Below are 23,172 nucleotides of genomic sequence, written 5' to 3'. Positions count from 1 at the left end.
GACAAGCTGACGGCGTGAGCAAGCAGGATGGCAGTGGCCGGCAGGTCACCGCCGCGAGCGCCGTCGATGACCTCACCGCGCATATTTTGCACGTTGATATGGATGCCTTCTTCGCGTCGGTCGAATTGCTTGAGCATCCCGAGCTGGTGGGCAAACCGGTCATCGTCGGGCATCCGTCGGCGCGCTCGGTCGTCACCGCCGCGACCTACGAGGCCCGCAAGTTCGGGGTCAACTCCGCGATGCCAATGGCCGTCGCGCTGCGCCGCTGCCCGCAGGCGATCGTCCTCGAGCCGCACTACGACAGGTACGTGCGGCTCTCCGGAATCGTGATGGACCTGTTTCGCGATGTCACACCGCACGTTGAAGTGCTTGGCATCGATGAGGCGTTTCTCGACGTCGCGAGTGCGCGGCGGCTCATGGGTACGCCGTGGCAGATCGGCACGCTCATTCGGCACAGGGTCTTCGCTGAAACGGGGCTACGCTGCTCGGTCGGCGCCGCGTCGACCAAGTACGTGGCAAAACTTGCGTCGGGCCGATCGAAACCCGACGGCCTTCTCGTTGTGCCTGCTGCCGATAGTCTCGCCTTCCTGCATCCGCAGCCGATTTCGGCACTCTGGGGAGTCGGGCCGAAGACCGGCGAAAAGCTTGAACGCCTCGGGCTGCGCACTGTCGGCGATGTCGCGGCCATGCCGATCGACGCCCTCACCCGCGCGCTGGGGCCGGCCAGCGCCGCACATCTGCACGCTCTGTCGTGGGCGCGTGACCCGCGCGTCGTCGTCACCGAGACCGCCGAGAAGAGTGTCGGGCACGAGCGCACCTTCGAGACCAACATCGTCGAGATCGCGCTTCTCGAGAAGGAAATGCTGCGACTCTCGAACTCGGTCGGGGTCCGGCTCCGACGTGCCGGCGCGCAAGCACGCACGATCTCGCTCAAGTTGCGCTTCGATGACTTTTCGACGATTACCAGGTCGCGAACTCTGGGCGAGCCGACCGACCTCGGGCGGCGCATCTATGAGGAAGCGCGCTCGCTCTACGCCGAGTCCGGACGCGCCGGGGAACCGGTTCGGCTGCTCGGCGTGCGCGGCGAGCAACTCACCGGTCAAGTCGCCGGCCTCGGTCTGTGGGATGACGACAGCGACTGGCGCGAAGCCGAGCACACCGTCGATGCGATCACCGCAAAGTTCGGGCGAGCCCTGGTGCGACCAGCGACCCTGCTCGGCGACGACCCCGACCGCCGGATGCCGATGAGGGGCGATCCGACCTAGCACGGAGAAGCATCCACCCGACTGTCGGGTCTCTCGCGTATCGTCTGGTCAAGTGACGAGCCTCCCGCCGAGCTTCCCGGAGCGCGCTGCCTGGGGCACTGTCGCGAAATTGCGGGCGTGGCAAGAAGAGGCGCTGCAGCTCTACCTCGAATCGGATCGCACCGACTTTTTGGTGTCGGCAACCCCGGGAGCAGGCAAGACGGCGTTTGCGCTCCGGCTCGCTCACGAACTGCTCCAACAGCGGGTCATCGATCGCGTCACTGTCGTCGCCCCGACCGAGCACCTCAAGGTTCAGTGGGCCGACGCCGCCCATCGCGCCGGCGTGCGTCTCGATCCGAAATTCAGCAACAAGCACGCGCGCGAATCGCGGCCCTTCCACGGCGTCGTCGTCACCTACGCCCAGGTCGCCGTTCGACCCTCGCTGCACAAGGCCCTGACCGAATCGAAGCGCACCCTCGTGATTCTGGATGAGGTGCATCACGGCGGGGATTCGCTCTCCTGGGGAGACGCCATCCGAGAAGCCTTCGGGGGAGCGTCACGTCGCCTCTCGATGACCGGGACCCCGTTTCGATCCGACACCGCTCCGATCCCGTTCGTCGAGTACCTCCGCGATCACCGCGGCGTGAGGGTTTCGCAGACCGACTACACCTACGGGTACGGTCGGGCTCTCGCCGACGGCGTGGTGCGGCCCGTGCTCTTTCTCTCGTACGCCGGCTCGATGCGGTGGCGCACCCGGCAGGGCGACGAGATGGAAGCGGCACTGGGTCAGGGCGATACGACCGACATCACGGCGCAAGCCTGGCGCACCGCTCTTGACCCCGAAGGTGACTGGATTCCTGCCGTACTCGCTGCGGCAAACCGGCGACTCACCGAGGTGCGACGCGAGGTTCCGGATGCCGCGGGTCTCGTGATCGCGACCGACCAGGCGATGGCGCGGGCATACGCGAAGATTCTGGGCGACCTGACCGGGCAGCCGCCCGTCGTCGTGTTGAGTGATGAGAAGGCCTCGAGCGAGCGGATCACCCAATTTGCCGAGGGCAACCAACGCTGGATGGTCGCGGTGCGGATGGTGTCTGAAGGAGTTGATGTGCCACGCCTGATGGTGGGCGTCTACGCGACCAGCGCCTCAACGCCGCTGTACTTCGCCCAGGCGATCGGCCGGTTCGTGCGCGCCCGTCGCCGTGGCGAGCTGGCATCCATTTTCGTTCCGAGTGTTCCGGTTCTGCTGGGCCTCGCGGCCGAGATGGAGCGTGAACGCGACCACGTCTTGGACCGCGAGCACGCTGACGACGACCTGCTCGATGACGACCTGATGGAACGCGCCGAGCAAAGCGAGTCGGCATCCGCTGACCTGCTTGACGAATTCGAATGGAAAGCACTCGCCTCGGTCGCCACCTTCGAGAAGGTGCTGTTCGACGGCGAGGAGTACGGCACCCTCGCCGAGCCCGACACGGACGAGGAGTGGGAGTTCATCGGCATCCCCGGAATTCTCGAACCCGATGAGGTCAGCCGGGTGTTGAAGCTGCGCCAGGCAAGTCAACATCGGCGGGGGGCCGAACGTCGCCGCGACGAACCGGAGCGCGCGGGACCCGTCGCCTTGCACCGCACCCTCGGCGAACAGCGAAAGCTGCTGAACAGCCTCGTGTCGATTTGGTCGAAAAACTCCGGGGAAACGCACGCTCAAGTGCACGCGGAGGTGCGGCGCATCGGCGGTGGACCCGAAGTGTCCCGTGCCACCGTCGCCCAGTTGCAGGCGCGCATCGACGTGTTGCGCAAGCGGATCAACGGTCGCTGATGGCACGTGTGGCAAAGAAGCGCGAGACGCTGCGTGCGCGGCTCCTGACGGCCGTCGCAGGACATCCTGACGGTACGGCGCCGTACGTTCTCGAGCTCGCCGACGGCGACGACGTCGGATACTTCCCAGAAGACACCGCACCGTGGATCGTGCACGCCGGGATGGGCACCTTCGTCGCGGGCATCCGGGCACTTCTGCTGCAGGCCCTGCATCCGGGGGCGATGGCGGGAGTGCACGACTGGTCGCGGTACCGCTCTGATCCACTCGGACGGTTGTCGGGCACCGTGAGATGGATCGTGGTCCTCACCTACGGATCGACCGCGCAGGCCGATCGCGAATTGGGGCGGGTCGGCAAGTTCCACTCGCGAGTCGCCGGCACCTATACCGCCACCGATGGCACCAACCACGCGTACTCAGCGACCGACGCCGAACTCGTCGACTGGGTGCATGTCGCATTCGCCGACGCCTTCCTCACCTGCCACGAGATCTGGGGTGGCGCGATTCCGGGCGGAGCGGATGCCTACGTCGCATCGTGGGCGACGGCGGGAACGTTGATGGGTGTTGCGCAACCACCGACGACCGCCGATGGTTTGCGTGCGAGGCGCGACGGATTTCTCGAGCGAGGCGAGCTGCGGGGCGACGAGCGCGTCGCCGACGTCGTGAAGTTTCTGCGCAAGCCACCCTTCACCGGCAGCCTCGGCATCGCCTACCGGATCCTGTTCGCGGCCGCGGTGGCGACCATCCCGGCCCCCTACCGACGGATGCTCGGCGTGAGACGCTCAGCGCTCCCCGTGATCGGGATGACGCGCATCGCCCTGAGAGTCGCGCAGCGCGCGATCGGCAAGGGTCCGCGAGCGCAGGATTTCGCAAAGCAACGGCTGCGACGGCTCGAGACCGCCGCGCAGAACAGCTAGCTCAGCGGAACGTGTAGGCGGGACCGGTCGGTGCTGGCGGTCCTTTCGGAACTTCGTAACGCTGGATTTCGGCCTGCGCCTGCATTGCCAGGTCGCGCAGCGCATCCATGGAGATGTCACTCGCGTCGCGCGGTCGTGAGCCCTGGAGGCAGAAGGAACCGATCACCTGTCCTTCCGAGGACCGCAGCGGATAGCCGGCGTAGAAGTTGATGTACGACAGTTCGATCAGCGGGTTGTCATCGAAGCGTGGGTCGGCGCGGGTGTCGGGGATGATGACCGGGGCTTCTGCGGCAACCGTGTACTGACAGAACGACAGGTCGAGCGGCACCGACTCGGGCATGACATCGGTGTTGTTGCCGTAGTAGAGCCGGTCGCCATTCACGAGACTCACGACAGCAAGCTCGACCTTGAACGCCTTTTGCGCTTCGGCCGCCAGGCGGTTCAGCTCGGGAGCCCCACCCTGGGCGGCGAGAGCGACGAGGGCAGCAGTACCGCTCCAGTCCCAGATCGGGTCGGCTTGCGGCGGGCGAACCGGCGGGTCGGGTCGCACGAGCACCAGTTGCGGGGCGACTTCGGCGGCGATGAATCCGCCCAATTGTGCGTATGTTGCGGCGGCTCCGAGCGGGTGACTGGCTCCGTTTGTGAGCTGCGGCACCTCGAGGTAGTCAAGGCGCCGCCCGGACGTGATGCGCCGAGTGGCGCGATTCAGCGCCTGCCGGTGCGAGATCGCGGTGGCTGTGGCAAGTCCGGAGAAGGCGGGGAGAGAGCGAATCGGGGGGATCCCGACGACGGTGACGACGGCTTCGGGACGGAGGCGGGCGACGACGCCGTCGAGCACATCGGCGAGACCCCGCTCGAAGTCGTCGAGGGGCGTGAGGCGGAGGGCATCGTTGAGCCCGACAGCGAGCACGAAAGCGTCGAACTCTTCAAGGTCGCGGGTGCCGATCCAGGACAGCGCGGATCGAGCGTTCATCGACTCCGCGCCGATGAGGTCGAGGTCGCAGCCACGTCCCGTTTTCGCCTCGATAGCCCGTGCGAGTTGGCCGGTCAGGCCCAGCTGATGAGATGCGACACCCCAGCCGCGGCTGTGGCCGTTGCCGACCAGAAGGACCCGATCGGCGCGCGGGTCTCCGGTTCGGGTAACCGATGAATCGGTCGGGTGAACGTAGTTGCGCAACTTGACCATGCGCAGCGCGTACCACGCGCGGAACACGGTTCGCAGGAAGCCGGATGCCATTGTCCAGGCCGCCCTTCGGGTTGGTATAGCCCTGTCGCTCAGGCTAGTGAGCGCAGTGCGGCGAGCGTCCGTCCCAGTTCGTGGGCCAGCCATACCGCGTCAGTGAAAATCTCGGGATCGGTGAAGCACTCCCGCAGAGAGTGATTCGAAGCAGTCGGCCACAAGGTTTGTCACTCCTTCGGGGGATCTTTCCAGGATGCCGCGCACGAGCAGCGCCGGCGACTCGCGAGCGACGCGGCGGTAGCGCTTCCAGACGCCGACCGAGCAGATCACGTTCACCGAGCCGTGCTCATCCTCGAGGTTCATGAAGGTGATGCCGGATGCCGTTCCCGGTCGCTGCCGGTGGGTGACGAGACCCGCGACCTCGACGCGACGGCCGGGCTCATGGGTGCGCAGTGCCGACGACGGCAGCACCCCTCGCTCGTCGAGAGCGGAGCGCAGATGGGCGACCGGATGATCGTCGACCGAGATACCGGTCGCCCAGAGGTCGTCGCGCAGAATCTCGAAAGACGTCGGATCGGCGAACAACGGTGGCTGCACGGTGACCACTGTCGACGGCAGAAACTCCGCCCGGTCGCCGGCTGCCGCACCGGCCCGCCAGAGCGCTTCCCGCCGGTCGAGGTCGAAGCCTTCGAAAGCATCCGCACTGGCGAGAGCCTCGAGTTGAGCGGTGCTGAGGCCGACCCGGCGCACCAGATTTTCCATCGAGGTGAACGCTCCGCGGGCCTCCCGTTCGGCGACGATCCTGCGGGCGACGGTTTCGCCGATCCCGCGCACTCCCGCCAGGCCGAGTCGCACCACCGCACCGCCGTCACGGCGATGCTGATCGCAGAGGTCGGGGGCGGTGGCATCGAAGACCTCCACCGGTGCCTGGATGCCGAGGCAGTCATCCGTTCCCGTTTCGTGCAGGACCCCCATGACACCCGTCTCATCCCACGGCTCGAGCAACGGGAACACTCCCGACCGGTGGATGTCGGGACGCCGCACTTCGACCCCGTGCCGCCGGGTATCGGCTACCAGGGTCGCGGGGGAGTAGAAGCCCATCGGCTGTGCCCGCAGCAGCCCGGCAAGGAACGCCCCGGGATAGTGCAACTTCAGCCACGAGGAGGCGTAGACCAGGAGGGCGAACGACAGGGCGTGACTCTCGGCGAAACCGAAGTTGGCGAACGCCTCGATCTGGCCGTAGATCGTCGCGATCCCGTCGTCGTCGAGACCTTTCGCACGCAGCCCGTCCTCGAGCTTTTCGCGCAGCAACCCGATCTTGTAGTAGCCGCGTTTCGAGCCGAGTGCCCGGCGTAGGAGGTCAGCCTCCTCGGGGTCGAGTCCAGCGAGATCGCGGGCGATCTTGATGACCTGTTCCTGAAAGACCGGCACCCCGAAGGTGCGGCCGAGGATCGGTTCCAGGTCGGGATGCAGAAACTCAAACTTCTCGCCGAGCTTCCGTCGCACGAACGGATGCACCGCCCCACCCTGGATCGGTCCGGGCCGGATGAGCGCGATCTGGATGACGAGGTCGTAGAAGCACCGCGGCTGCAACCGGGGGAGCAGCCCCATCTGCGCCCGGCTCTCGACCTGGAACACCCCGATTGCTTCAGCCCGGCACAGGGCGTCGTAGGTCGCCGCCTCTTCCTTCGGGATGGTCGCGAGAGTCAGCTCTCGCCCGAAAGTGTCGCGGATGCAGTCGAACGAGTGCTGGAGGGCCGACAGCATCCCGAGACCCAACAGGTCGAACTTGACCAGCCCCATCCACTTGCAGTCGTCTTTCTCCCACTGCAGGACCGTGCGATCTTTCATGCGCGCGTGCTCGATCGGCACCACCTCGCCGATCGGACGCTCGGTCATCACCATGCCGCCCGAGTGGATACCTAAGTGCCGCGGAAACCCGAGCAACTCACCGCTCAGTTCGCGCACTTCGATCGGGATGTCCTGCAGATCTTCCTCGACCGGATCGCCCCAACGTTCGAGTCGTTTCGACCAGGCATCCTGCTGACCTGGCCCGTGACCGAAGGCTTTCGCGATGTCACGGATGGCGTTGCGCGGTGTGTAAGTGACGACGTTGGCGACCTGGGCGGCGTTCTCGCGGCCGTACTTTTCGTAGACGTATTGGATGACCTCCTCACGGCGGTCGGAGTCGAAATCGACGTCGATGTCGGGCTCCTCCTCGCGGATGCTCGACAGGAATCTCTCGAACGGCAGCTCGTAGTAGATCGCGTCGATCGCCGTGATCCCCAGGAGGTAGCAGACGGCGCTGCTCGCCGCAGACCCGCGGCCCTGGCAGAGGATGCCGCGCGACCGGGCGAAGTCGACGATGTCTTTCACCAGCAGGAAGTAGCCGGGGAAGTCTTTCACCGCGATCACGTCGAGTTCGTTCTGGATGCGCCGTCGATGCGACTCGGGCATGTTCGGGTACTTCAGCGCGGCGGCCGCCCAGGTCTCGTGCCGCAGCCAACCCATCAGGTCGTAGCCTTCGGGCACATCGAGTTGGGGCAGTCGCGGGGTGACGCTGCGCAACTCGAACGCCAGCTCACGGGCGAGCACCACCGACCGGGCGACGGCATCCGGATACCGGGCGAACCGCAGGCTCATCTCGTGCCCCGATCGCAGGTACGCGCCGCCGGCAGCCGGCAGCCAGGGGTCGTGCTGGTCGAGGCTGGCCCGAGCCCGCACCGCAGCGAGAGCGGATGCCAGGGGAGCCTGTTCGGGACGCGCGTAGTGCACGTTGCCGGTCGCGAGCACTGCCAGGTCGAGGTCGCGCGCGAGGGTGGCGAGGGTGGCGTTGCGGTCGGAGTCGAGCGGGTCCCCGCGATCGGTGAGTTCGACAACGACGTTGTCGCGGCCGAACCGCTCGGTGAGTGCGGTCAACTCACGTTTCGCCCCGTCGAGCCCGTGTACCTCAAGCGCCTGCCGAACGGTGCCCTTGCGACATCCGCTCAGCACCACCCAGTGCCCTTCCGCGGTGTCCCCGAGTTCGTCGAGGTCGTAGCGCGGGCGACCCTTCTCGCCGCCCTGGAGATGCCCACGGGTGAGCGCCTTTGACAGCCGGTGGTAGCCCTCCTGCCCGCGGGCGAGCACCACCAGGTGCGCACCCTCCGGATCCGGGATGCCGTTTTGCGGCTTGCTGAGACCGAGCGAGAGTTCGGCACCGTAGATGGTCGACATCCCGTGTGCCTGGGCGGCCTCGGCAAACCGCACCGCACCGTAGAAGCCGTCGTGATCGGTGAGCGCGATCGCTTCCAGCCGCAGGCGCTTCGCCTCTTCCACCAGGTGCTCGGGCATGCTCGCCCCATCGAGAAACGAGTACGCCGAGTGCACGTGCAGTTCGGCGTAGGGCACCAGGGGCTCGACCGCTTCGTCCGACTCGGGCGCCCCGCTCGCTTCGGGTGCCTCGTACTTGGGGCGGCGGTTGTTCCAGGTCGCGCCATCCTGGATCGGGCCTTTGCCCGACATCCGTCGTTCCAGCTCGCTCCAGGTGTGCGGCGGGTTGTGCCACCCCATTAGTCGGTGCCTGTTCGTAGGCTGGGGCGATGGATGTTGAGACGCCGGATGCTGTGGTCGAAGTCAAGCCCGCGCTCGGCCGATACGACGACTTCTACGAGGTCGTGGGGGTGAAGAAGCCCGGCGGCGGCGGATGCTGGTGCATGAGTTACCGCGACTCCCGTGTGCCCAACGACCAGCGTGGTGCGTACATGGAGCGGGAATGCGCGACCTCTCCGGGACCGGGGGTGCTCGCCTACGTCGACGGCGAGGTGGCGGGTTGGTGCTCGGTCGCCCCGCGTTCCACCTACCGCCGACTGATGAACTCCCGCACCATCCCGTTTCTCGACGAGCGTGACGCCTGGTCGATCGTTTGCTTCGTGGTGCGGGCCGGCTACCGCAAACGTGGCCTCATGCACGTGCTGCTCGAAGGCGCGGTCGAACACGCGCGCGCGAACGGGGCCGAGATCGTCGAGGGTTACCCGATCGAGACCGGAGGAGACCGGGTGGATGTCATCTCGGGCTACGTAGGGACGACCGAGCTGTTCGAGGCCGCGGGCTTCACGCGCGCGGCGGAGACGACCGCGCACTCCGGCGGCAAGGAGCGCTGGATCATGCGCCGGGAGTTCTGAGTGGCCGACATCATCCCCCCGGATGCTGTGGTCGCCAAATTTTTGCGACGTTCCGACGGTCGGATTGACCGCTACCCACGACGACTGGTCGAGCGTGGCCTGCTGCTGCGGTGGATCGGCGAGCGTGCGTTCCACTCCGACGAGCGGTTGACCGAGGCCGAGGTTAACGACCGTCTGATGGTCTACGCCGACGACGTGGCAACCCTGCGCCGCTACCTCGTCGATCATGAGCTGCTCGACCGCGATGCCGATGGGAGTCGCTACCGACTCAGCGGTTGACCGGGGCTCAGTCGTAGCGGCCATGAGCCCACCACCCTCGGGTGTCGAGCACGAGCAACCACGCCTCACCCGAGGCGTCGACCATCTGGAACCGCTGTGCCGTGCGAGCGGTCGCCGGATCCCACCAGCGCTCCTCGAGCGGCCACGGTCCCGCCCACGCGGTGAGGTCGCGACGTGCCCCGGTCGGCGAGACGATGACGGCCGGTGAAGCGCTCAATCCTCCCCGTGCGTTGACCGCCACCGGACGTCCGCGCACATCTTCGACGGTGATCTGCCGGGGGATCTCGTACACCGTCGACGGATGCGGCGGGGGTACCGCTCCCGGCCACGGGCGCTTCGGGTCGCGCGCGACGACCGGGCGATCCCCCCAGGCGACCCTCTGCTGACGGTCGGCCGGCATCCGTCCGCCCGTCGAGATTGCGGTGCCGACACCCTCATGCCCGAGCATGCCTTGCACCCGAGAGAGCCCGGAGTGCACACCTTCGTCGGGTCCGGTGCCCCAGATGCCGCGCTCGTGTGCGCCGACCGGGTCAACCGTCTCGGGGGTGAGCCGCACCCGCGCAACGGGGGATCGCAGCTCGCCGGCCCTCGCGCCACCTGTGGCATCCAACTGCCAACGCACCCGGTCGACGACCTCACTCGCCGTAAACGACCTGGGGTGCAGCCAGACTCGGTCGCTCGTCTCACCGTCGGCACCCATCAGTTCGACGCGCAGCGCGGTGCACACCAGGCGCTGCTCGAGCAGGTCATCGAGAAAACGCTCCGACGACGTGCGAATGCCGAAGGCGATTTGGTCGACCCGGTCAAGCGGCGGTTCGAAATCGACGACGGCATCGACATCTCGAGGGGGGATGCGCGGGGTCGCCGGCCGCGGATCCTGCCCTCCGGCGAGGGCATGCAGTCGTGCGCCGAGCGGACCGAAGCGGGCCACGACATCCGCTTCCTCCAATGCGGCGAACTCGCCGAGCGTGCGGATGCCGAGCCGGGGGAGCAGCGACACCAACTCGGGATCTTCGAGCAGCTCGACAGGGAGGGGTGCGAGGAAGGCGGCGACCTCACCCGCCGGAACGATCGTCACGGGGTCAACACCCGAACCCACCCCCGACTGCACCCACCTCGCCGCACGTTCGGCCGCGAACAACCCGTCGGCGATACCGGCTCGCGGGTTCGGCACCCCGAGGTCGGCCAGAGTGCCGAGCAACGTGAGAGCGGCTGCGCGTTCGCCGCCGTAGTACCGCGCTGGTCCGCGGGCGCGGACGGCCAGCATCCCCGGCCGCAACGGATGCACCCCGGGCAGCGAACCCTCCAGCGCCGTGAGCACCGGCTCGAACGCGCGGGCATCGAGGGTCGGGTCGTAGCGAATCAGATGGATGCCGGGGCACCGTGCCTGCGCTTCGCGCTGCCGCATCCCGCGCTTCACGCCCTCGGCACGCGCCGAGCGGGAGCAGGCCAGCACGACGTTCTTGTCGATCAGGGCGATCGGCGCCTCGGCGGGCAACCGTTCGGCCTGTGCGTGCGCGTGCACGGGCCAGTCGGGACACCACAGCGCGAGAAGGCGGGGCTGCCGCAAAGTATCGAACATGTGTTCGATTGTGCCACGCGCCAATGACGCTGGGACATGCCGCCGGACCTCGACGACGTGTGACTGAAGTCGGTGGCGATCAGTTCCCGCCGCCGGTCGGTCCCTGGTAGCTGTCGAAGGTGTCCTGCAGCGACTCCAGATCGATCAAAGGAAAGCCGCAGGGTTCCTGATTCGCGTCGGGCGTCACGATCGGGGTAAGGGCGAGGTTCGCGGTGATGTCGTGACGCACCGTGCCGGTACTGGTCGCCTCGTCGGCCGCAAGGGTGAGCACGAGCGACCCCGGGTCGGTGCCGTTCGCCGCACCCTGACGCACCCAGGTGCCGTTGCCCGAGAAGGTGGCGACACTCATCGGATTACCGTTCGCGGCCGTCCAGCCGCCGGAGACGACGCCTCCCGAGATCGACGTGTCGTAGGCCTCGAACTGCAGGTATGCCTGCGGGTAGGGCTGGGCCGCCGTCTCGATCTGCCAGTTCGGCATGAGGTTGATCGCGCAGATCAGCGTCGACCACTCGAGGCCGTCGATCGTGCCCGATACCTGGTAGGTGTCGAGGTCGAGATTGTCGGTCAACCACTCCTGATCCAGAGCCTGGGACGACTCGGCCGGGGAGGCCGGCGACTGGCACCCCGCCAGCGCGAGAACGACGACGGCGAGTGCGAGGGGACCAGCTAGGCGAGAGGGCACCCGCCCATGATTGAGGAAGTCTCGACGCAGCGTCAAGTCGGCATCTCTGCCGACGATCCCGTTGTCCCTTGCGCCGCGGGGGAGGATGCTGGTCGCGTGCTGGAATCCTCACCCGAGTTCGACGCCGTCGTGAGCGCACTCGGCAAGGACGTGCGGCGGTCGCAGATGATGGGCTACCCGTCGATCACGCGGGACGGCAAGATGATCGGCTGCTTCGACACGCACGGTCTGGGCGTCAAACTCGGCCGCTCGACGCCCGAACACGCGGCGGCTCTGGCTGTGCCCGGTGCGACGATCTTCACTCCCGGCAACAGCGGCCGGCTGTTCTACGACTGGGTAACGCTGCCGCCCTCGGCGAGCGACACCTGGACCGACTGGATGCGTGCCGCCATCGACGCGGCCGACGCCTCCGCCCACGAACCCCGCTAGGTGTTGTGGCGTACCTAACTCTCGGTGAGACGACCCTTCGTGCATCCAGTGGGGACATGTGGTGCTCTGTCCGAGAGTTAGGTATCCATCAGTCGAGAATCTCGAGCATCACGTGCACCGGATCGCCGATGTCGAGCGACTCGGCCTTTCGCACCGCCTTCTTGAGCGGCAGCGAGTACGGCGCGCCGGAGTGCCCCGGAAAGATCGAGGTGCGCCAGGTCGTCTCCCCGATCATCACCTCGACCCGTACTGCGCCAAACCCGCGCCGGCCGAGTTCCTGAGCACCGGCGCCGATGTACTCGCGGGTCTCATCCGAGGCATCCTGCGGCACACTCAGGAACGCCCACGAATCGACCCGCGCCTCCCAGCGCCACACCTCAGCGTCGAATTCGAATCTCATAGCGGCGCAGTTCTCACCCCGCCACGCTATGCAACCGAACGACCTCGCGCATCCGGGTCTCAACCGCACGCGGTTCCACCATCGCCACCTGCTGATCCACCCCCGGCATCCACAGGCGCCGCGACTTCACCCGTCCCTGCCATGACGCTGACGCGGAACTCACCGTGACTTGCCGCGCGGTGAGGTGCCCGAAGCCTGACCCCAGACCCGACCAGGCGCTCTCGGAGACGGTGAGGGCGGCATCCGCTCGGGGCCAGTCGCCGATCGAGACCAGCACGGCCTCCCGCTGCCGGAGCCGGGAGGCGAGTCGACCTGCCGCAGCCTCGGGCACGCGGCTCCGACCGTCGCGCACGGGAGGTCGCACCAGCACGACCGAGACGACGTCGACGAGGGCGGAGACGACCGACATCCACTGCTCTCCCGGATGCGGCACGAGCACGAGCCGCTCGAGGTCGATGCCGAGGCCGGCCGCCGCTTCGACGCCGAGGTCGGGAACTCCGACGATCGCGCACCATGCTCCCGCCGACGACGGCCCCTGCAGCAGCGCGAGGGCGAGGGTCGTCGAGCCGACCACCTGGTACTGGCTGCCGGCTGCGAGGGCTCCACCGGGGAGCAGGTCGCCGAGCGCGGGGTGGGTCGGGATGGCGCGGGTGTCGAGACGGTTGCGCTGCATGCTGCGGATGCGGGCCTGCAGGTCGCGCACCACATCAGCGTGCTCAACAGCGGAGTCGGGCGCGTCGAGCACCACGGCAGCGGCACCACCCGGCTCGAACATGTGTTCGATTCTGCCACGACCGTCCGACAGGCGTAAGGTCAGAAATCGTGCGCTTCGGACTTCACTTCATGGACTTCAATCTGCCCGGCGAGCCTGCGAGCATCGCCCCGACCATCGCAAAGACGGCGAAGGCCACCGAGGAGGCCGGGGGAGCCTGGTTCACCGCGATGGACCACTTCTTCCAGATGGAGCAGTACCGCACTGCTCACGACCCGATGCTCGAGGGCTACTCGGTGCTCGCGTTCACCGCTGCGCACACGAGCACGATCAAGCTCGGCACCCTCGTCACCGGCGTGACCTACCGGCATCCCGGCATCCTGGCGAAGACGGTCACGAGCCTCGACATCCTGTCGGAAGGTCGCGCCTTCCTCGGCATCGGGGCCGCCTGGTACGAGCGCGAGCACCTCGCCCTCGGAGTTCCGTACCCGCCGCTCAAGCAGCGCTTCGAGATGCTCGAAGAGGCTCTACAGATCGCGCTACAGATGTGGACGCCCGAAGACGAGGGTGCGTTCAACGGCCAGCACTACCAACTCGCCGAGACGATCAACTACCCGCTCGCGATGCAGAAGCCGCACCCGCCCATCCTGATCGGTGGCAACGGCGAGCAGAAGACGATGCGCCTGGTCGCGCGGTACGGCGACATCGCGAACCTGACCGTGCAAGATCCCGATGCGATTGCGACCAAGCTCGACGCGCTACGCCGGCACTGCGACACCCTCGGCCGCGACTACGACACGATCGAGAAGACCGCCCTGGTCTCGGTCGTGTCGTACCGCGATGCCGACGCCTTCCTCGCCCACGCCGAGAAACTCGCGGCTCTGGGCATCGAGCACGTGCAATTTCGGGATGACGTGGCCGACCCGGTCGGTGCGATCACCGCGTTCGGTGAGAAGGTCGCGCCACGCCTCGCGGAGATCCAGCCCGCCGGTCGGTAGGAGGTCACATGCAGGGATGGCCGCTTCTCATCGAGATCGGCATCATCGCAGTCGCCATCATCGCCCTCGGAATCCTGCTGTGGCGGCTGTCGCACGCATCCCGTCGCGGTGTCTCGGGACCGGTGCGCTTCACGCCCCACGCATCCGAACGTATGACGCTTCGCGGCGTCACCGAGGATGACGTGCTGACCCTGCTCGCGCGTCCGGATCGAGTAGTCCCAACGACCTACGCCGACCGCAGCGGCGAGCAGGAGCGGGATAGCGTGCGACTCGAAAAGGACTTCCGTGCGCGTGGCCGCATGCTCAAGGTCTGGGTGCCGCCTGACTGGCGATCCGAAAACCCGGTGGTCGTCAAGTCCGTCGCTTGGCGCTACGTCGAGACCTTCAAGATTCCCCGCGCCAGAGCTGGGTCGATCATTGGTCGCAGGGGGCAGACCGTGCAGAACCTCGAGCGGAGTTTCGACGTGCGCATCAAAGTTGAGAGGCGCAGCGGTACGGTGCACATCCTCGGTGATGACCTCGAATCCGTTGCCGCGGCTCGGCTTCAGATCCGCCACCTCGCCGGATAGACGAAAGCCCCGGACCACAAGGATCCGGGGCCTTCAACTCGCGTGCGCGAGGGGGGACTTGAACCCCCACGCCCTTTCGGGCACTAGCACCTCAAGCTAGCGCGTCTGCCATTCCGCCACCCGCGCGAGTCGGTCATCTCGATGTCAGAAACACCGTGGACGACCGAGGATAGACATTAGCACGGCGCCCCAGCTTGGGGTCGCGGTTCCTGCCTCCGTTACCCTCGAACGATGGGAGCTGATGACGAGCTGGAGACCACCGCCGCGATCGCGCGGGATCTCATCCGCTTCGAGACCGTCAACTTCGGCAACGGCCGCAGTAAGGGCGAGACGGAAGCCGCCGAGTATGTCGCCGCAAAGCTCGAAGCGATGGGGCTGAAGCCGCAGCTGTTCGATGCCGCTCCCGGACGCACGAGTGTTGTCGCCCGAGTTCCTGGAGCAGACCCAACCAGACCGGCAATGGTGCTGCACGGCCACCTCGACGTCGTGCCGGCCGATCCCGCGAACTGGACCGTCGACCCCTTCGAGGGCGTCATCAAAGACGGCATGCTGTGGGGTCGTGGGGCCGTCGACATGAAGGACATGGATGCCATGATCCTGACCTCGCTCGGCGACATCCTGGCGGCCGGCGAACTCCCGGCTCGCGAACTCGTGGTCACGTTCTTCGCTGACGAAGAGAACGGCGGCGTCTTCGGCTCGCACTACATGGTCGACGAGCATCCCGAACTATTCGCCGGGGCCACCGAAGCGGTGAGCGAGGTCGGCGGCTACTCGATCGACCTCGGCGGCAAGCGCGCCTACCTGTTGCAGACCGGAGAGAAAGCCCTGGTCTGGATCAAGTTGATCGCCCGCGGGGGAGCGGCGCACGGCTCCCGGGTATTCCGCGACAACGCGATCACGAAGCTCGCCGAAGCGGTCGCGAAGATCGGCCGCGAGGAGTGGCCGGTGCACCTCACCCCGACCACCCGCGACCAGCTCGCGCGCCTCGCCGACATTCTGGGCGGCAGCGCCGACGACCCGGATGCGCTCATCCTCTCGGCCGGAACGGCGGCGGGTTTCCTGCAGGCCGGCATCCACGTGACGACCAACCCGACGATGCTCGAGGCCGGGTACAAGCACAACGTCATCCCGGATCGCGCGGAGGCGTTGATCGACACCCGCCCGTTCCCCGGTGGTGAAGACGAGGTGGCCGCTCGCATCCGCGAGATCGTCGGACCCGACATTGAGGTCGAGACCATCCACCACGACATCGGCCTCGAGAACCCCTTCGAAGGGCCGCTCGTGGATGCCATGGTCGCCGCCCTGGATCGCGCAGACCCCGGCGCGCCCGTCATCCCGTACCTGATGAGCGGCGGCACCGACAACAAGGCTCTCGCGAAGCTCGGGATCACCGGCTATGGGTTCGCGCCCCTCAAACTCAGCGCCGACCTGAACTTCCCGGCGATGTTCCACGGGGTCGACGAACGGGTTCCGCTCGACGCGCTGGCGTTCGGTCGGCAAGTTCTCGGGGACTTTTTGCGAAACTGTTGAGGTGACTCTCACCGGGCTGGCCAGTCCGGGAGCAACAGCGCGATCCGTGCGCAGCCGATCCTTGGTCGGCGGCTCGATTTTGGTTCTGGCACTCGTCGGAATCAGGGTCTTTGCGCCGCCAACGGGAGCTGTCGATCTGGGCCGCGCGGTCCAAGACTTCGTGACCCTGTCGCTCGCCGTCGTCGTCGAGTCGTTGCCGTTCGTCTTCCTCGGAATCGTGCTCTCGATCTTCGTGCAGCTCTGGCTACCGCAGTCAGTACTGTTTCGGATCCTGCCGCGCACTCCCGTGCTGCGACGTGCGGTGTTGTCGCTGCTCGGCATCCTGTTGCCGGTGTGCGAGTGCGGCAACGTGCCACTCTCGCGTGGACTCATGATGCGTGGGCTCACCATCCCCGAAGCGATGACCTTCCTGGTCGCGGCGCCCATCGTTAACCCGATCACGATCCTGACGACCTTTCAAGCCTTCGGATTTGACAACGGAATCTTGATTGCTCGGATCGTGGGCGGTTTCGCGATGGCGAACCTGATCGGCTGGCTGTTCTCCCGCTCACCCAACCCCGACGCGCTGCTGACCCGAAAGTTTTCGGCAGCCTGCACGCGCGCTCATCACGACGACGACGATCAGCATTCGCACCGTTGGCGCCGCTCGATCACCTCGTTCGGTGAAGAGACCACGGCGATGCTTCCCGCCTTGTTCATCGGTTCTGCGGTCGCCGGGCTGATTCAGGTTGCGGCTTCCCGCCAACTGTTGGTCACCCTGGGATCGAACCCCGTCTGGTCAGTGTTCGTGCTGATGCTGCTCGCCTTCGTGGTTGCGGTCTGCTCGAACGTCGACGCCTTCTTCGTCTTGGCGCTCGGCTCGACGTTCATGCCGGGCGCAATCGTCGCCTTCCTGCTGTTCGGGCCGGTGATCGACGTGAAAATGATCGCGCTTCTTCGTACGACCTTCACGGCTCGAACACTCGTGCTGCTGACGGTGATAGTTGGGCTCGCCTCGGCGACGATTGGATTGGCGATGAACCTTGTCTGAGCGATTCACGAAACGCTGGCTGGGGGTCACGCTCAGCCTGATCGGAGTCGTCGCGATCCTCTGGCTCGGGGCGACCGGCAGGCTCGAGCTGTACATCCATCCGCGCTATGTCGTCTTCACGGCGATCATGGCGGTCATTGGGGGAGCGGCATCCATCGCGGCTTTCCTAGTAGTTCCTCTCGCTGGCCACGATCACGATGACGATGACGACGGCGACCCGCGACCGGTCAGGCGGGGTGGGGTGTTGCTTCGCGTCTCCGGCAGCGCCGTACTCGTCATCGCGGCGGTGGTGGCGCTCCTCGTGCTTCCGCCCGCGACCCTCAGTTCGGCAACCGCCGCGAACCGCGACATTTCGAGCTCGTCGTCCCTCGATTCCGCCGACTCGACGCACCTCGTCGGCGGCGACTCGACATCTTTCACCGTGAAGGATTGGGCAACGCTGCTGCACCAGGGCCTGGGAGACGACTTCTTCGCAGGGAAGCCCGCCCACATCTCCGGATTCCTGGTCGCGACCGATGACCCGGATGTCGTCTACGTCGCCCGCTTCCTGGTCACCTGTTGTGCGGTCGACGCCCAACCGCTGGGTGTGCCCGTCTACCTCCCGGACTGGCAGCAGAATTTCGCCGCCGATGACTGGGTCGACGTGACGGGCACCTTCGGAGTGAATCCGGATGCCGGGGCCGCTCTCACCGTCGTGCTGACCGCCGCGAAGACCGACAAGATTCCCGTTCCCGCGCAGCCGTATGTCTACTGAGTCGCGCCGATATCGTCGTCGTTCCCAGAGCTTTCGACGCACGCTCGCGGTGGTGATCGGCACGCTCGTGGTCGCAACTTCTGGGCTTGCCGTCGCTGGTTCCTTCCAAGGACCACGCCTGTCGAGTGTCACGGTGGCGGCCGCTTCGGCGATCCAACTGCCGGGCCAACGACTCGTTCTGCAAGCGAACCAGGCCATCGAGTCAGTGAAGCCGGCTGACGTTCGCGTCAATCCGGAAGTTGCCGTTACGGTGCAGTCCACCGGAGCCACCATCACCGTGAAGTTCGACACCACGCTTCGTGGCGCCACTGACTACCGGGTCGACGTCGCGGTGACGGGGGCATCCACGGGTATCCGCAGTGCACTCGTCTACCAATTCACGACGCCAGATCTCAGCGTCAGCGTGCTTCTGCGCGACGCCCAACGGGGCGACCGAGTGCTGCAACGAGCGGTGACGTCAACAGACTCGGTGACGCTAATCGGCTCCCCGCGTATCCAAGAGTTCGCACTCACTCAGGACGGCGTTGCGGCCGTCGTCCTCAACGATGCCGACGATGGACGTGTCGTCCTGGCGCACACCGGTCAGGATCTACAACAAGATGTACCCACCCCGGGCAACGGCCAGATCCGTGATCTGCGTGCCTCGCCGACGACCGGTCTGCTCGGTTTCGTGTTCTCGTCGGATGACCTCACCGACCCCGCCGCGATCGAGTCGCAACTTTACCTGTATGACCCTTCCGACCCGAACGGATTGCTGCGACCGGTGACCGGGCTCGACGGCAAGCCGGTCTCAGTGATCGACTGGCGGTTCGTACCGAACACCGGCTACCTCGTCGCCCAGGCTTACGACGAGTCACTCCTTCTGGTCGATGCAGCAGGCAGCGCGGCGCCGACCGCCCTCGGGCAGCACGCCGAATTGCGGGGCTTCGTTCCCGGCACAACCGATCTGGTCGTCGCGGATCCCACAGCTGCGAGTCTCATCGACCTGACCTCCGGCACGACATCCACCCTCAGCCTGCCTCCCGACAGACTCGGCCCGACGTCGTACCCGGGGAAGCTGGTGGCGATGTCGCCCGACAGCTATCTCGAGGTGGTCTCGAATCCCACCGGCGTCGGCGATCAGCAAGAGTATTCGGTGCTTCGCGTCGATGGCTCGGGCGCGACCGAGCTGTACCGCTCTCCAACCGACGGCGCGGTCATCCGTGACATCTGTCTATCGCCGAACGGACAGTACGTTTCGGTTGAGCTACAGGATCCCGGTGGCACCTTTGACGGCTATCCGAACGTGCCATCGTTCACCAGCATCACGACCTACTTCGTCGATGTCGTGAGTGGTGATGTGAGTGGTGGGATCGCCGGTTTCGCGACCTCCTGGTGCAACTGATACCCCGAACGCTCTGACACAATCGCTGACGTGGATTACCTCCAAGCGATCATCCTCGGCCTCGTTCAAGGCCTGACGGAGTTCCTCCCGATTTCGTCCAGCGCACATATCAAGATCGTCAGCGAGCTCGCTGGCTGGGGTGAGCCCGGGGCCACCTTCACTGCCATCACGCAGCTCGGCACCGAGCTCGCGGTGCTGATCTTCTTCCGCAAAGACATCGGTCGCATCATCGGCAAGTGGTTCCGCTCGTTTGGGTCGAAGGGTGGGTCGCATTCGGCCGGCATCCAGAAGGGCGATCCGGATGTGCGGCTGGGCTGGATCATCATCATCGGCACGATCCCGATCGTGATCGCCGGCTTCCTCTTGCAGCACTACATCCGTGATCAGCTGCGGTCGATGTGGATCATCGCGATCGTGCTGATCGTGTTCGGCATCCTGCTCGGTCTTGCCGACCGCCTGGGCCGTCGCACGAAGACGGTCGCCGACGTCACCTACCGGGACGGCCTGCTGATCGGCCTGGCGCAGATGCTGGCGCTCGTACCCGGCGTCTCCCGCTCAGGCGCCTCGACGAGCATGGGGCTGGTGCTCGGCTACGACCGGCCTTCGGCTGCACGGTTCTCGTTCCTGCTCGCGGTGCCCGCCGTTTTCGGTTCGGGCCTCTACGAGACCTACACGGCGCTGACCTGCAAGGTCGCCGAGGATGCCACCTGCGGCCAGGGTTACGGCCTTGGCCCGACCGTGGCCGCGACAGTCATTGCATTCGTGGTCGGACTTGCGGTCATCGCGTTGCTGATGCGGTACATCTCGACCCGGTCGTTCCTACCGTTCGTGATCTACCGCATCCTGCTGGGCGGAGTGCTGATCGCCCTGCTGTCGGTCGGCATCCTGCAGTCGTAACGGAGACCCCGACTTAGCCGCGCGCGGAGCCTGGTTCGTCGCGACCGTTGCGGCGGCGCAGGTACTTCTCGAACTCCTCGGCGATCGCGTCACCCGATGCTTCGGGGGAGTCGACGGTGTCGCGAGCGGTCTCGAGCTGCTTGATGTAGGCGGCCATGTCGTCGTCGTCTTCGGCGAGGGCATTGATGCCGGTCTCCCACTCGGTCGCGTCGTCGACGAGCGAGCCGCGGTCGACCTCGAGGTCGATGAACTCCTCGAGCTTGTCGACGAGAGCGAGGGTGGCCTTCGGGGATGGCGAGTTGTGCACGTAGTGCGGAACCGACGCCCAGATCGACAGCGTCGGGATGCCAGCTTTCTCGGCCGCGATTCCCAGTACCGAGAGGATGCCGACCGGACCCTCGTAGGTCGACGACTCGAGTTCCCAGAACTCCTGCACCGCCTCGTGGTCACTGCCGACGAAGACCGAGATCGGACGGGTGTGCGGAACGTCGGCGAGCATCGCGCCGAGGAAGACGATCCCGGTGACCCCTGCAGCCTCGATCGCGTCGATGATCTCGCCGCTGAAGGTCTTCCAGCCGCGCGACGGTTCGGTACCGAGCAGCGTGTGGATGCCGATCCCGTCGACCGGAGCGCTCAGGGTCACGCTCGGCCACTCCAACACGCGTTTGCCGTCCTCATCGGTGGAGACCGTCGGACGGTTGAACTGGTAGTCGAAGTAGTCTTCGGGCTCAATGTCAAGGCGGGTAACGAGGCCCAACTGATCGCGTACCGCCCGGACCGCGCCGCTGGCCGCCTCGCCGGCGTCATTCCAGCCCTCGAACGCGACGAGCAGAATCGAACCCCCGCGAAACGGGTTGACGTCTCCCGTGTCGGCCATCACACCAGGATAGGCCGCGCCAGCCCGCCTAAGCTGGTGCGTCGTGACGCCTGAACCTTCGCCCCGCACCGTTCCGGCGCCGACCACCGAGGCTCTCCGGCATCCCGCCGCCGTGCTGTGGGACATGGACGGAACGCTGGTCGACACCGAGCCGTACTGGCTTCAGGCCGAAATGGATATGGTGCACGGCGCCGGTGGCGTCTGGACGGCGGAGGACGGGCTGCAGCTTGTCGGGTCGGGGCTTGAGCGCTCGGCGCTCATCATCCAATCGCGCGGAGTGCAGCTGAGCGTCAGCGAGATCGTCGAAACTCTCACGAATCGGGTGCGCGAGCAGATCGCGGAGCACCTTCCGTGGCGAGCCGGGGCGCGGGAACTGTTGCTCGAACTGCGGGAGGCCGGCATCCCGACCGCCTTGGTCACGATGTCGATCCGCACGATGGCGCTCGATGTCGCCGCACGGCTCGGCTTCGCCGGGTTCGACGTCGTGGTCGCCGGGGATGACGTCGAGAACGCCAAGCCGCATCCCGAGCCGTACCTGCGGGCCGCCGAACTGCTCGGCGTCGACATCACCGAGTGCGTCGCGCTCGAAGATTCTGAACCCGGCACAGCGTCGGCCGTCGCCTCGGGCGCGACCGTCTTCGCGCTGCCGCTGCACATCGCGCTGCCGCCCAGCTCGGCATACATCCGGCGCGAGACCATGGTCGGCCTCAACCTCGCCGAGCTGTCCCGGGCGGCCGGCCTTTCGAAGAACCTCTCGTGAACGCGCCGTTCCGGGCGGGGGAGCGCGTGCAGCTCACGGGGCCACGCGGTCGCCTGAACACCATCACCCTCGAGGTGGGTAAGTCCTTTCAGACGCATCGGGGCTCGATCGATCACGACACCCTGATCGGCCAGCCCGACGGGTCCGTCGTCGCCGCGACGAACGGTGACATCTACCTCGCGCTGCGTCCGCTGTTGTCGGATTTCGTGATGTCGATGCCTCGCGGTGCCGCGATCATCTACCCGAAGGATGCGGCGCAGATTCTCGGCCAGGCCGATATCTTCCCGGGCGCGACCGTCGTCGAGGCGGGGGTCGGATCGGGCGCGCTGTCGCTCTGGCTGCTCCGCGCCATCGGCCCACAGGGTCGCCTCATCTCGTTTGAGCGTCGGGCGGAATTCGCCGACATCGCCCGCGCGAATGTCGGCACCTTTCTCGGCGAGGTTCCGCAGAACTGGGAGGTCGCTCTCGGCGATCTTTCCGTCGCACTGCCCGCCCACGGCATCCGGGCGGATCGCGTTGTGCTCGACATGCTCGCGCCGTGGGAGTGCCTGCCCGCCGTGAGCGACGCGCTCGTTCCCGGCGGAGTGTTGCTCTGCTACGTCGCAACCGCCACCCAACTGTCTCGGGTCGCCGAGGCCATCCGGGGCACCGGCCTGTACACCCAGCCGGATTCCAGCGAGACGATGGTGCGCGGCTGGCACGTCGAAGGCCTCGCCGTACGTCCCGATCACCGCATGGTCGGCCACACCGGCTTCCTGTTGACAGCCCGCCGACTCGCCCCCGGGGCCGTGCTTCCAGCGCCGGTGCGACGGGCGTCAAAAGCCGAATACGACGATGAGGATGTCGAGGCCTGGACTCCCGGAGCGCTCGGCGAACACGTTAAAAGTGACAAGCGCATGCGGCGGGTGGCGCGTGACTCGCGGGCCCAGGCTGACCAGGCCGGAGCGGGCCTCGACGACAAGTAGAGTGGAG

22 protein-coding genes and 1 tRNA gene are annotated in these 23,172 nt (G+C 66.5%); 15 read left to right on the top strand and 8 right to left on the bottom strand.

Annotation, left to right across the window (positions count from 1 at the left end):
- Positions 1-14 precede the first annotated feature (14 nt).
- From dinB to ABIR17_RS00315, 3 genes are read left to right on the top strand one after another with little or no spacing between them, the layout of a single operon-like run.
- A complete protein-coding gene (gene dinB / locus ABIR17_RS00325; RefSeq protein WP_348002361.1) occupies positions 15-1,265 on the top strand; it encodes a DNA polymerase IV in 1,251 nt (416 codons plus the stop codon).
- Between the two features lie 52 nt (positions 1,266-1,317).
- A complete protein-coding gene (locus tag ABIR17_RS00320) occupies positions 1,318-3,060 on the top strand; it encodes a DEAD/DEAH box helicase (RefSeq protein ID WP_348002360.1) in 1,743 nt (580 codons plus the stop codon).
- Positions 3,060-3,974: an oxygenase MpaB family protein gene (locus ABIR17_RS00315; RefSeq protein WP_348002359.1), complete on the top strand. Its 915-nt coding sequence runs from the start codon at positions 3,060-3,062 to the stop codon at positions 3,972-3,974. Before ABIR17_RS00320 ends, ABIR17_RS00315 begins: the two co-directional genes overlap by 1 nt.
- A gap of 1 nt (position 3,975) precedes the next feature.
- Here ABIR17_RS00315 and ABIR17_RS00310 read toward each other — a convergent pair whose 3' ends face one another.
- Together ABIR17_RS00310 and ABIR17_RS00305 are read right to left on the bottom strand one after the other, a co-directional pair.
- Entirely contained in the window at positions 3,976-5,211 is a 1,236-nt protein-coding gene (locus ABIR17_RS00310; protein ID WP_348002358.1) for a GAF domain-containing protein, read from the bottom strand.
- Positions 5,212-5,310: 99 nt separating this feature from the next.
- The gene (locus ABIR17_RS00305) at positions 5,311-8,706 is read right to left on the bottom strand and encodes an error-prone DNA polymerase (RefSeq protein ID WP_348002357.1); all 3,396 of its coding nucleotides are present in this window, start codon (positions 8,704-8,706) and stop codon (positions 5,311-5,313) included.
- 29 nt (positions 8,707-8,735) lie between these two features.
- Between ABIR17_RS00305 and ABIR17_RS00300 the strand changes: the two genes are divergently transcribed.
- Positions 8,736-9,317 carry a GNAT family N-acetyltransferase gene (locus tag ABIR17_RS00300; protein ID WP_348002356.1) on the top strand — a complete coding sequence of 194 codons (582 nt, stop codon included), beginning with the start codon at positions 8,736-8,738 and terminating at the stop codon, positions 9,315-9,317.
- Positions 9,318-9,596, top strand: a complete 279-nt coding sequence (locus tag ABIR17_RS00295) for a DUF2087 domain-containing protein (protein ID WP_348002355.1) — start codon at positions 9,318-9,320, stop codon at positions 9,594-9,596.
- A 7-nt stretch (positions 9,597-9,603) separates the two neighbouring features.
- Here the strand turns inward: ABIR17_RS00295 and ABIR17_RS00290 are convergent, their stop codons facing one another.
- Together ABIR17_RS00290 and ABIR17_RS00285 are read right to left on the bottom strand one after the other, a co-directional pair.
- Positions 9,604-11,178, bottom strand: coding sequence for a DNA polymerase Y family protein (locus ABIR17_RS00290; RefSeq protein WP_348002354.1), 1,575 nt, complete (start codon positions 11,176-11,178; stop codon positions 9,604-9,606).
- Positions 11,179-11,257: 79 nt separating this feature from the next.
- Positions 11,258-11,860, bottom strand: coding sequence for a hypothetical protein (locus ABIR17_RS00285; protein ID WP_348002353.1), 603 nt, complete (start codon positions 11,858-11,860; stop codon positions 11,258-11,260).
- 6 nt (positions 11,861-11,866) lie between these two features.
- Here ABIR17_RS00285 and ABIR17_RS00280 point away from each other — a divergent pair, with 6 nt between their 5' ends.
- Positions 11,867-12,289, top strand: coding sequence for a hypothetical protein (locus tag ABIR17_RS00280; RefSeq protein WP_348002352.1), 423 nt, complete (start codon positions 11,867-11,869; stop codon positions 12,287-12,289).
- Positions 12,290-12,377: 88 nt separating this feature from the next.
- Here the strand turns inward: ABIR17_RS00280 and ABIR17_RS00275 are convergent, their stop codons facing one another.
- Complete coding sequence (locus ABIR17_RS00275; RefSeq protein ID WP_348002351.1) at positions 12,378-12,689, bottom strand: DUF1905 domain-containing protein; 312 nt, start codon at positions 12,687-12,689, stop codon at positions 12,378-12,380.
- A 13-nt stretch (positions 12,690-12,702) separates the two neighbouring features.
- Positions 12,703-13,464 (bottom strand): hypothetical protein, encoded by a 762-nt coding sequence (locus ABIR17_RS00270; RefSeq protein ID WP_348002350.1) that lies wholly within the window; start codon positions 13,462-13,464, stop codon positions 12,703-12,705.
- A 47-nt stretch (positions 13,465-13,511) separates the two neighbouring features.
- On the opposite strand from ABIR17_RS00270, the gene ABIR17_RS00265 reads away from it, so the two are divergent.
- Together ABIR17_RS00265 and ABIR17_RS00260 are read left to right on the top strand one after the other, a co-directional pair.
- The gene (locus tag ABIR17_RS00265; RefSeq protein ID WP_348002349.1) at positions 13,512-14,399 is read left to right on the top strand and encodes an LLM class F420-dependent oxidoreductase; all 888 of its coding nucleotides are present in this window, start codon (positions 13,512-13,514) and stop codon (positions 14,397-14,399) included.
- A gap of 8 nt (positions 14,400-14,407) precedes the next feature.
- Complete coding sequence (locus ABIR17_RS00260) at positions 14,408-14,968, top strand: KH domain-containing protein (RefSeq protein ID WP_348002348.1); 561 nt, start codon at positions 14,408-14,410, stop codon at positions 14,966-14,968.
- 43 nt (positions 14,969-15,011) lie between these two features.
- On the opposite strand, the gene ABIR17_RS00255 is transcribed toward ABIR17_RS00260, so the two are convergent.
- Positions 15,012-15,094: transfer RNA gene (locus ABIR17_RS00255), tRNA-Leu, on the bottom strand.
- A gap of 105 nt (positions 15,095-15,199) precedes the next feature.
- Between ABIR17_RS00255 and ABIR17_RS00250 the strand changes: the two genes are divergently transcribed.
- From ABIR17_RS00250 to ABIR17_RS00230, 5 genes are read left to right on the top strand one after another with little or no spacing between them, the layout of a single operon-like run.
- Complete coding sequence (locus tag ABIR17_RS00250) at positions 15,200-16,498, top strand: M20/M25/M40 family metallo-hydrolase (protein WP_348002347.1); 1,299 nt, start codon at positions 15,200-15,202, stop codon at positions 16,496-16,498.
- Between the two features lies 1 nt (position 16,499).
- Complete coding sequence (locus ABIR17_RS00245) at positions 16,500-17,528, top strand: permease (RefSeq protein ID WP_348002346.1); 1,029 nt, start codon at positions 16,500-16,502, stop codon at positions 17,526-17,528.
- On the top strand, positions 17,521-18,282 hold the full coding sequence (locus ABIR17_RS00240; protein ID WP_348002345.1) for a TIGR03943 family protein: 762 nt from the start codon (positions 17,521-17,523) through the stop codon (positions 18,280-18,282). The genes ABIR17_RS00245 and ABIR17_RS00240 overlap by 8 nt, the downstream gene beginning before the upstream one ends.
- Positions 18,283-18,334: 52 nt before the next feature.
- Positions 18,335-19,666 carry a hypothetical protein gene (locus ABIR17_RS00235; protein WP_348002344.1) on the top strand — a complete coding sequence of 444 codons (1,332 nt, stop codon included), beginning with the start codon at positions 18,335-18,337 and terminating at the stop codon, positions 19,664-19,666.
- 30 nt (positions 19,667-19,696) lie between these two features.
- Positions 19,697-20,563 carry an undecaprenyl-diphosphate phosphatase gene (locus tag ABIR17_RS00230; RefSeq protein ID WP_348002343.1) on the top strand — a complete coding sequence of 289 codons (867 nt, stop codon included), beginning with the start codon at positions 19,697-19,699 and terminating at the stop codon, positions 20,561-20,563.
- Positions 20,564-20,576: 13 nt separating this feature from the next.
- Here the strand turns inward: ABIR17_RS00230 and ABIR17_RS00225 are convergent, their stop codons facing one another.
- A complete protein-coding gene (locus ABIR17_RS00225) occupies positions 20,577-21,440 on the bottom strand; it encodes a PAC2 family protein (protein ID WP_348002342.1) in 864 nt (287 codons plus the stop codon).
- Positions 21,441-21,483: 43 nt separating this feature from the next.
- Between ABIR17_RS00225 and ABIR17_RS00220 the strand changes: the two genes are divergently transcribed.
- On the top strand, positions 21,484-22,200 hold the full coding sequence (locus ABIR17_RS00220; RefSeq protein ID WP_348002341.1) for an HAD family phosphatase: 717 nt from the start codon (positions 21,484-21,486) through the stop codon (positions 22,198-22,200).
- Complete coding sequence (locus ABIR17_RS00215) at positions 22,197-23,165, top strand: tRNA (adenine-N1)-methyltransferase (RefSeq protein ID WP_348002340.1); 969 nt, start codon at positions 22,197-22,199, stop codon at positions 23,163-23,165. Before ABIR17_RS00220 ends, ABIR17_RS00215 begins: the two co-directional genes overlap by 4 nt.
- Positions 23,166-23,172: the final 7 nt, after the last annotated feature.

Origin of the sequence: Pseudolysinimonas sp., assembly GCF_039912695.1 — a bacterium.
Taxonomy (GTDB): domain Bacteria; phylum Actinomycetota; class Actinomycetes; order Actinomycetales; family Microbacteriaceae; genus Pseudolysinimonas_A.
Note: the sequence above shows the minus strand (reverse complement) of the source record. Positions and strands in the feature narration are given on the sequence as shown.